Consider the following 9,838-nt stretch of genomic DNA (forward strand, 5'->3'; position numbering starts at 1 on the left):
GGGGAGGCGGCTGATGTTGCTGCCGGGTTCGGGTCGGCGGAGTACTGGGTGCGGCATGCGCGGGAGGCGGTGCGCTTCGCGGACGCGGTGACGTACTTGGCCGAGCAGCGGGTGAGTCGGTTCGTGGAGCTGGGGCCGGGCGCGCTGGTCTCGGCCGTGGTGAGCACGCTGGAGGACGCGGGGGCGCTGGAGGTGCCGATGGTCGTCTCGTTGCTGAGCCGACGGGTATCGGAGCCGGCTGCGTTGGTTTCAGGGCTTGGTCAGTTGTTCGTGTCCGGGGTTCCGGTGTCGTGGCGGCCCTGGTGCGCGGGCGGTCGGCTGGTGGACGTGCCGACGTACGCGTTCCAGCGTGAACGGTACTGGCTCACGCCGACCACGCAGGCGACGGACGTGCGGTCCGCGGGGCTGGTTACGGCTGAACACCCGTTGCTGGGTGCGGTGGTGGCCTCGCCGGGTGCGTCCCAGGTGGTGCTGACCGGACAGTTGTCGAGGGCCGGGCAGCCGTGGCTCGCTGATCACGAGGTGTTCGGGCATGTGATGGTGCCGGCGTCGGCGTTGGTGGAGCTGGCGGTGCGGGCCGGTGACGAGGTCGGGTGCCCGGTCGTGCGGGAGCTGGCGATGACGGCCCCGTTGCTGCTCCCGGAGCGCGGTGGCGTCCAGGTCCACGTCGTCGTAGGCGAGCCGGATGAGGCGGGGCTCCGGGACCTGGAGATCCACTCGCGCGCCGATGCCGTGGCGGACGACGGTCAGGGGTGGGTGCAGCACACGCAGGGCGTGCTGGCTCCGGCCCGGTCCGCCGAGCAGGAGTGGCCGGAGTCGGTGTGGCCGCCGGTCGGGGCGGAGACGGTCGACGTGGAGACCGCCTACGGGGAACTCGCGGAGCAGGGCTACGGGTACGGGCCGGCGTTTCGTGGCGTGCGCGCGGCCTGGCGACGCGGCGGCGAGCTCTTCGCCGAGGTGAGTGTTTCCTCCCGGACGGATGTGAGCGGGTTCGGGATACACCCGGCGCTTCTGGACGCGGTGATCCACGCCCCCCTCCTCACCGCTCGGGACGGAGGCTCGGACGCGGACGTCGTACGGGTTCCCTTCCTCTTCGAGAACGTGTCGTTGCGGGCGGTCGGTGCTTCTTCGGTGCGGGTCCGGATCGCGCCTGCCGGTTCCGATGCCGTGACGGTGCAGGTAGCGGACGAGAGCGGCGCCGTGGTGCTGGAGGTCGGCACGCTGGTGACGCGGCCGGTGTCACCCGAAGCGCTGACCGCGGCCGCGGTGGCGAGCACGGCCCCGGACGGGCTGTTCGAGATGGTGTGGTCGCCGGTCCCGGTGCCGAAGAGTGGTGCGGAGGCGGTGGCGTACGCCGGTTGGGATCCGGACGCAGAATCCGTGCCGCCGGTGGTGGTGTGGGAGTGGGCTTCCCAGGCCGGCGCCGATGTGGTGGCCTCGATGCACGACGGCGCGCATCAGGCGCTCGAAGTACTGCAGTCCTGGTTGGCCTCCCCCCAGTACGAGGGTTCGACGCTCGTCGTGGTGACCAGGGGGGCCGTTGGCCTTCCGGGTGAGGCGGTCACGGATGTGGCGGCGTCGGCGGTGTGGGGGTTGGTGCGGTCGGCGCAGTCGGAGAACCCGGGCCGGATCGTGCTGGTGGACACCGATGGTGAAGTCGACTCGGCGTTGGTGGAGTTGAGCGAACCGCAGCTGGTGGTGCGGGGCGGGGTCGTGCGCGCGGCGCGTCTGGTGCGTGCCGGTGCGGCGGAGTCCGTCGAGACCGGGATCGGCATGGATGGCGCGGTGATCGTGACCGGCGGTACAGGTGGCGTCGGCGGTGTGCTGGCAAGGCGCCTGGTCGAGGCGCACGGGGCGGGTTGTGTCGTACTGGCGTCTCGTCGGGGCGAAGCTGCCGAGGGCGTCGGCGAGTTGGTGGCTGATCTCGAAGCCGCCGGTGCCACGGTGCGTGTCGTGGCCTGCGATGTGTCGGACCGTGCCGTGGTAGTGGATCTCGTGGGTTCGGTGCCGGACGGCTTCGAGTTGCGTGGTGTGGTTCATGCGGCCGGTGTGCTGGACGACGGTGTGATCGGTTCGCTGACCCCCGAGCGGCTGGACCGGGTCCTGGCGGCGAAGGCGGACGCGGCCTGGTACCTGCACGAGGCCACCCGCGATCTGGAGCTGGCGCTGTTCTCGGTGGTCTCGTCGCTGTCCGGGGTGCTGGGCAGCCCGGGCCAGGCCAACTACGCGGCGGCGAACACCTTCCTGGACGGGCTGGCCGTGCACCGGCGCGGTCTGGGACTCGCGGGACAGTCGGTCTCCTGGGGCCTGTGGGCCGGGGCCGGCGGTATGGGCGGCGGCCTGGCCGACGAGGCTGTGGCTCGGCTGCGAGCGGGTGGTGTGCTGCCGTTGAGTTCCGCGCAGGCCGTGGAGTTGTTCGACGCGGCGATGTCCGGCGGCGCGAGCCATGTGGTGGGTACGCGGTGGGATCTTCCCGTCCTGCGCCGTCTGGCCGTGGCTGGTGAGTTGCCTGCGGCGCTGGGCGAGTTGGTCCCCGCGATACGGCGCACGGCTGCGGCGGGGGAGTCGGTGTCGCAGTTGGTGTCCCGGCTGCGGGGTCTCGATCCGGCCGGCCGGCGCAGGTTGCTGACCGAGCTGGTGTCCTCGTCGGTGGCGGCGGTGCTGGGGTACGGCAGCGCGGAAGCCGTCGCAGCCACGGCCGCGTTCCGGGACCTGGGCCTGGACTCCCTCGGCGGTGTCAACGTCCGCAACCGCCTCCAGACCGCGACCGGGCTGAGCCTTCCCGCGTCGTTGGTGTTCGACTATCCGACCGCGCAGGTACTGGCGGACTTCCTCCTCGAGCGGTTGCTGCCAGGCGACACGGAAGCGGCGGCGGTCGCTCCCGCGATCCCCTCCCCGGCGGCGTCGGGGGTGGACTCGGATCCGGTTGTGGTGGTGGGGATGGGGTGCCGCTATCCGGGTGGGGTGGTGTCTCCGGAGGGTTTGTGGGACCTGGTCCGTTCGGGTGGGGAGGGTGTCGGTGAGTTCCCCTCGGACCGTGGCTGGGATGTGGAGGGGCTCTTCGATCCGGACCCGCAGGTTTCGGGGAAGTCGTACGTTCGGCGGGGTGGGTTCCTGGCCGATGTGGCGGGCTTTGACGCGGGGTTCTTCGGTATTTCGCCGCGTGAGGCGGTGGCGATGGATCCGCAGCAGCGGTTGTTGCTGGAGGTGTGCTGGGAGGCGATCGAGCGCGCTGGTGTGGATCCGGGGAGTCTGCGGGGCTCGCGGACCGGTGTCTTCGCCGGTGTGATGTCCCAGGACTACGCCCAGCTCGGAGACGCGGCCGGTGACGCCACCGAGGGCTTCAGCACCGGCCTGATGGGCTCTGTGGTGTCGGGTCGGGTGTCGTATGTGCTGGGGCTTGAGGGTCCTGCTGTGTCGGTGGATACGGCGTGTTCGTCGTCGTTGGTGGCGTTGCATCTTGCGGCGCAGGCGTTGCGGGCGGGTGAGTGTGATCTGGCGTTGGCCGGTGGTGTGACGGTGATGGCGACGCCGGAGACGTTCGTGGAGTTCTCGCGGCAGCGGGGCCTTGCGGTGGATGGCCGGTGCAAGGCGTTCGCGGAGGGTGCGGACGGGACCGGCTGGGGTGAAGGCGTCGGGGTGTTGCTGCTGGAGCGGTTGTCGGACGCGCGTCGTCGCGGGCATCCGGTGTTGGCGGTGGTGGCGGGTTCGGCGGTGAACCAGGACGGCGCCTCCAACGGTCTGACCGCTCCCAACGGTCCTTCCCAGCAGCGGGTGATCCGGGCGGCGTTGGCGTCGGCCGGGTTGTCCGCGTCGGATGTGGATGTGGTCGAGGCTCACGGTACGGGGACCGTGCTGGGTGATCCGATCGAGGCGCAGGCACTGCTGGCGACGTATGGGCAGCGGCCTGTGGGCTCCGAGCCTTTGTGGCTGGGGTCGCTGAAGTCGAACGTGGGGCATACGCAGGCGGCTGCCGGTGTGGGCGGTGTGATCAAGATGATCGAGGCGCTGCGGCACGGCATGCTGCCCCGCACGCTGCACGTGGACGCACCTTCGTCGCACGTGGACTGGACCGCGGGCCGGGTGGAACTGCTCGCGGCGGAACGCGCGTGGCCGCAGCCGAACCGCCCCCGACGGGCGGGCGTGTCCTCCTTCGGCCTCTCGGGCACCAACGCCCACGTCATCATCGAACAGGCCCCTGACATCGGTGTTGAGGTGGAGGCGGTTCGACCGGAGCCGGCTGCGGTTGGCGGCGTGTGGACGTTGTCGGCCAAGTCATCGGATGCGCTGGCCGACCAGGCCGCAGTGCTGGCCGACTGGCTGCTGGATGCCAGTGGTTCCGAAGCCGACCATCGTGATGTGGCGTTGTCCTTGTCTCGGCGTTCGGTGTTCGAGCATCGGGCGGTGGTGTTCGGTGCGGACCGCCAGGAGCTTTTGACTGGTCTTGTCGACCTTGCTGCGCGGCGGGAGGGCTCTGGTGTGGTTGCCGGGTCGGTTCGGGCTGGTGGGTTGGCGTTTGTGTTTCCGGGTCAGGGTGCGCAGTGGTTGGGGATGGGTCGGGAGTTGGCGGGGGCGGTTCCGGGGTTTGCTCGGGAGTTGGAGGTTGTTGCTGGGGTGGTGGATCGGTGGTGGGATCACCGGTTGCTGGATGTGGTGTGGGGTTCGGATGCGGGGTTGTTGGAGCGGACGGAGTTCACGCAGCCGGCGTTGTTCGCTCTTGAGGTGGCGCTCTTCCGGGTTGTCACATCTTGGGGCGTGGTCCCGGACTTCGTGGTGGGTCATTCGGTGGGGGAGATCGCTGCCGCGCATGTGGCGGGGATGTTGTCGTTGGGGGATGCGGCGCGGTTGGTGGTGGCGCGTGGTCGGGTGATGCAGCAGGCCGGGGCCGGGGTGATGACCGCGGTGTCGGGTTCGGTGGAGTTGGTGGAGGGGGTTTTGGCGCGGGTGGCGCCGGAGTTGGGTCCGGTGGTGGTCGCGGCGGTCAATGCGCCGGGCAATGTGGTGATCTCCGGTGCTCGGGCGGCGGTCGATGCTGCCGCTGCTGAGTTGGAGGGGGCTGGTTGTCGGACTCGCTCGTTGGCGGTGTCGCATGCGTTTCATTCGCCGTTGCTTGAGCCGGTGTTGGAGGAATTTGAGCGGGTCGCGGCGGAGGTGGTGGTGTCGGCTCCGACGGCTGGGGTGGGGCTGGTGTCCAATGTGACCGGGGAGCCGGCTGATGTTGCTGCCGGGTTCGGGTCGGCGGAGTACTGGGTGCGGCATGCGCGGGAGGCGGTGCGCTTCGCGGACGCGGTGACGTACTTGGCCGGTCAAAATGTCTGTCGATTTGCTGAACTGGGGCCGGGCGCGCTGGTCTCGGCCGTGGTGAGCACGCTGGAGGACGCGGCTGAGGGTGTCGAGGTACCGGCCGTGGTCCCGTTGCTGTCTCGCCGGGGTCCGGAGTCCACGGCATTGATCTCCGGGCTTGGCCAGTTGTTCGTGTCCGGGGTTCCGGTGTCGTGGCGGCCCTGGTGCGCGGGCGGTCGGCTGGTGGACGTGCCGACGTACGCGTTCCAGCGTGAGCGGTACTGGCTCTCGCCGACCAAGCAGGCGACGGATGTGCGGTCCGCCGGACTGAACTCGATCGCGCATCCGATGTTGGGTGCGGTGGTGGCCCTGCCTGGTTCGACAGGGGTGGTGTTGACGGGGCAACTGTCGAGGTCGGCCCAGCCGTGGCTGGCTGACCACGATGTCCTGGGCCACGTGATGGTGCCGGCGTCGGCGTTGGTGGAGCTGGCGGTGCGGGCCGGTGACGAGGTCGGGTGTCCTGTGGTGGGGGAGCTCGCGGTGACGGCTCCACTTCTGCTCCCCGAGCGCGGCGGGGCCCAGGTGCACGTCGTCGTAGGCGAGCCCGAGGGGGACGCCCTTCGTACCGTCGAGATCCACTCGCGTCCGGACGCCGGTGACGGCCAGTGGATACTGCACGCACAGGGCACGCTCGCTGCCGCTGGGACCAGGGACGTCGATGCCTGGTCGGAGCCGGTGTGGCCACCGGTCGGGGCACAGGCCGTCGATGTCGAGGCTGCCTATCAGCGCCTAGCGAAACAGGGCTATGCGTACGGGCCGGTGTTCCAGGGCGTGCGCGCCGCTTGGCGTCGTGGCGAGGAAGTGCTCGCCGAGGTGTGCGCCCCGGCCGGGACGGACGTCGCGGGATTCGGCATCCATCCCGCGCTGCTGGATGCCGTGGTGCACGCCCCGCTGCTGGCCTCGGCCGACGAAGAAGGCGGGCCGCGGGTTCCGTTCCTGTGGGAGGGCGCGTCGCTGCACGCGATGGGTGCCTCGTCGGTGCGGGTGCGGATTGCTCCGGTGGGTGCTGATGCGGCCTCGGTGCAGGTGGTCGACGAGAGCGGTGCCTTGGTGCTGAGTGTCGACTCGCTCGTGACGCGGCCGATGTCGCAGGAAGCTCTGGCAGCGGCCGCTGTCGTGAGTTCGGCTCCGGATGGGTTGTTCGAGGTGGCGTGGCGGGAGGTGTCGGTCCCGGCGGCGGATGCGGTGTCGTACGCCGCTTGGGATCCGGATGCCGTGGTCGTGCCGCCTGTTGTGGTGTGGGAGTGGGTTTCGGAGCCCGGTGCCGATGCGGTGGCGTCGATGCACGACGGCGTGCATCGGGCGCTGGAGGTGGTGCAGTCCTTCCTCGCCTCACCTCGGTGTGAGAGTTCGACGCTTGTGGTGCTGACCAGGGGTGCGGTCTGCCTCCCGGGCGATGATGTTACGGATGTGGCGGCTTCGGCGGTGTGGGGGTTGGTGCGGTCGGCGCAGTCGGAGAACCCGGGCCGGATCGTCCTGATCGACACCGAGGCCGAGGGTGTTCCGGCGGAGCTGGCCGCCTTGGGCGAGCCGCAGTTGGTGGTCCGTGGCGGCGCGGCGCACGTCGCTCGTCTCGTCCGTGCCGGCATGGCGGACCCTGTCGACACCGGGATCGGTGCGGACGGCGCCGTGATCGTCACCGGTGGGACCGGCGGCGTGGGCAGTGTCCTGGCCCGGCACCTCGTCGAGGCCCATCAGGCCGGCTGCGTTGTGCTGGCCTCTCGCCGGGGCGCCGTGGCCGACGGCGTCCCGGAGTTGGTCGCGGACCTCGAAGCCGCCGGTGCCACGGTGCGTGTCGTCGCCTGCGATGTGTCGGACCGTGCCGCGGTAGTGGATCTCGTGGGTTCGGTGCCGGACGGCTTCGAGTTGCGTGGTGTGGTTCATGCGGCCGGTGTGCTGGACGACGGTGTGATCGGTTCGCTGACCCCGGAGCGCGTCGACCGGGTCCTGGCGGCGAAGGCGGACGCGGCCTGGTACCTGCACGAGGCCACCCGCGATCTGGACCTGGCGCTGTTCTCGGTGGTCTCGTCGCTGTCCGGGGTGCTGGGCAGCCCGGGCCAGGCCAACTACGCCGCGGCGAACGCCTTCCTCGACGCACTGGCCGTACACCGACGCCAATCCGGCCTGCCCGGACAGTCGACCTCCTGGGGACTCTGGGCCGAAGCTGGAGGCATGGGTGCCGGGCTGGCCGACGAAGCCCTGGCTCGCTTCCGTACCGGTGGTGTGCTTCCGTTGAGTTCGGTTCAGGCCGTGGGGTTGTTCGACGCGGCGATATCCGCCGGCGTGGCTCACCTGGTCGGTGTGCGGTGGGACCGTTCCGCCCTGCGCCGTCTCGCCGGCGCAGGTGAGTTGGCGCCGATGCTCGCCGATATGGTGCCCGCGGTGCGGCGGACAGCGGCGGCTGGTGAAAGTGTCTCCCAGCTTGAGAAGCGGCTCCGCGAGACCGACTTGGCCGGTCGGCGCCGGCTGTTGACCGAGCTGGTGTCCTCATCGGTGGCGGCGGTGCTGGGACACGGCAGCGCGGAAGCCGTGGCAGCCACGGCCGCGTTCCGCGACTTGGGCCTGGACTCTCTCGGCGGGGTCAATGTCCGCAACCGCCTTCAGACCGCGACCGGGCTGATTCTCCCCGCGTCCCTTGTGTTCGACTGTCCGACACCGCAGGCGCTGGCGGGCTTCCTGCTCGACCAACTCATGCCGGGCGATGGCGAATCGAGTACAGCGCCGACACACATGACGGATGTCCGGCGGCTTCTGCAAGCAGTGTCGCTCAGCCGCCCCGGCGACTCGGTGATCATCGAGCGCCTGCTGAAGCTCGCGGAAGCCGAGAGCGACTGGTCCGGGGGCGAACCCGAGCCTGGGGACCGGCGCGAGTCCATCGAGGAGATGGACGTGGACGCACTGATCGACATGGGACTTGGCCTTTCTCAGAGCAGGAAGAGTGACATCTGATGACGACCCGGGAAGAGAAGCTGGTCGAAGCACTGCGCAACTCTCTGCTCGAGATCGAGACGGTACGGGCCGAGAACGAGCGGCTGCTCGCCAGGAACTCCGATCCGGTCGTTGTGGTGGGGATGGGCTGCCGCTATCCCGGCGGTGTGGCGTCCCCGGAGGCTCTGTGGGAGCTGGTGCGGTCCGGCGAAGAGGGCATCGGTGAGTTCCCGCCGGATCGTGGCTGGGATGTGGAGGAGCTCTTCGATCCGGACCCGCAGGCTCCGGGGAAGTCGTATGTGCGGCGGGGTGGGTTCCTGGCCGATGTGGCGGGCTTTGACGCGGGGTTCTTCGGTATTTCGCCGCGTGAGGCGGTGGCGATGGATCCGCAGCAGCGGTTGTTGCTGGAGGTGTGCTGGGAGGCGATCGAGCGCGCTGGTGTGGATCCGCAGGGTCTGCGGGGCTCGCGGACCGGTGTCTTCGCCGGTGTGATGTCCCAGGACTACGGCCGGCTCGGCGACGCGGCCGGTGACAGCGCCGAGGGTTTCAGCACCAGTGTCATGGGCTCCGTCATTTCTGGCCGGGTGTCGTATGCACTGGGGCTGGAAGGCCCGGCGGTGTCGGTGGATACGGCGTGTTCGTCGTCGTTGGTGGCGTTGCATCTTGCGGCGCAGGCGTTGCGGGCGGGTGAGTGTGATCTGGCGTTGGCCGGTGGTGTGACGGTGATGGCGACGCCGGAGACGTTCGTGGAGTTCTCGCGGCAGCGGGGGCTTGCGGTGGATGGCCGGTGCAAGGCGTTCGCGGAGGCAGCGGATGGCACCGGCTGGGGTGAGGGTGTCGGTGTGCTGTTGCTGGAGCGGCTTTCGGACGCGCGTCGTAACCGGCATCCCGTGCTCGCCGTGGTGGCGGGTTCGGCGGTGAACCAGGACGGCGCCTCCAACGGTCTGACCGCTCCCAACGGCCCTTCCCAGCAGCGGGTGATCCGGGCGGCGCTGGCGTCGGCTGGGTTGTCCGCGGCGGATGTGGATGTGGTTGAGGCCCATGGCACCGGCACGGTGCTGGGTGATCCGATCGAGGCGCAGGCGTTGCTGGCGACGTATGGGCAGCGGCCTGTGGGGTCCGAGCCTTTGTGGCTGGGGTCGCTGAAGTCGAATGTCGGTCACACTCAGGCGGCTGCCGGTGTGGGCGGTGTGATCAAGATGGTGGAGGCGCTGCGGCGGGGGGTGTTGCCGCGGACGCTGCACGTGGACGCACCCTCGTCGCACGTGGACTGGTCGGCGGGCTGGGTGGAACTGCTCACGGCGGAGCGGGCGTGGCCGGTGGTGGACCGTCCTCGGCGGGCGGGTGTGTCGTCGTTCGGCCTCTCGGGCACCAACGCCCACGTCATCATCGAACAAGCCCCTGAGGATGACGCCGACGTCGAGTTGCCTGCCGCTGATGTGTCGGGTCCGACCGGTGGTGTCTGGGTACTTTCGGCCAAGTCCCGGGAGGCGCTGACCGAGCAGGCCGCGGCGCTCGCCGACTGGGTCGGCCGTGAGGCTGCGTCCGACTTCAGTGACGCTGATGT

At 70.0% G+C, this 9,838-nt stretch carries 2 protein-coding genes; both read left to right on the top strand.

Annotation, left to right across the window (positions count from 1 at the left end):
* Positions 1-48 precede the first annotated feature (48 nt).
* Complete coding sequence (locus ACFVVO_RS39135) at positions 49-8,292, top strand: SDR family NAD(P)-dependent oxidoreductase (RefSeq protein ID WP_390061644.1); 8,244 nt, start codon at positions 49-51, stop codon at positions 8,290-8,292.
* A partial coding sequence (locus tag ACFVVO_RS39140) for a type I polyketide synthase (protein ID WP_390061645.1) occupies positions 8,289-9,838 on the top strand: 1,550 nt, incomplete at its 3' end. The genes ACFVVO_RS39135 and ACFVVO_RS39140, both read left to right, overlap by 4 nt.

Source organism: Streptomyces sp. NPDC058145, from assembly GCF_042884245.1.
Taxonomy (GTDB): Bacteria; Actinomycetota; Actinomycetes; order Streptomycetales; family Streptomycetaceae; genus Streptomyces.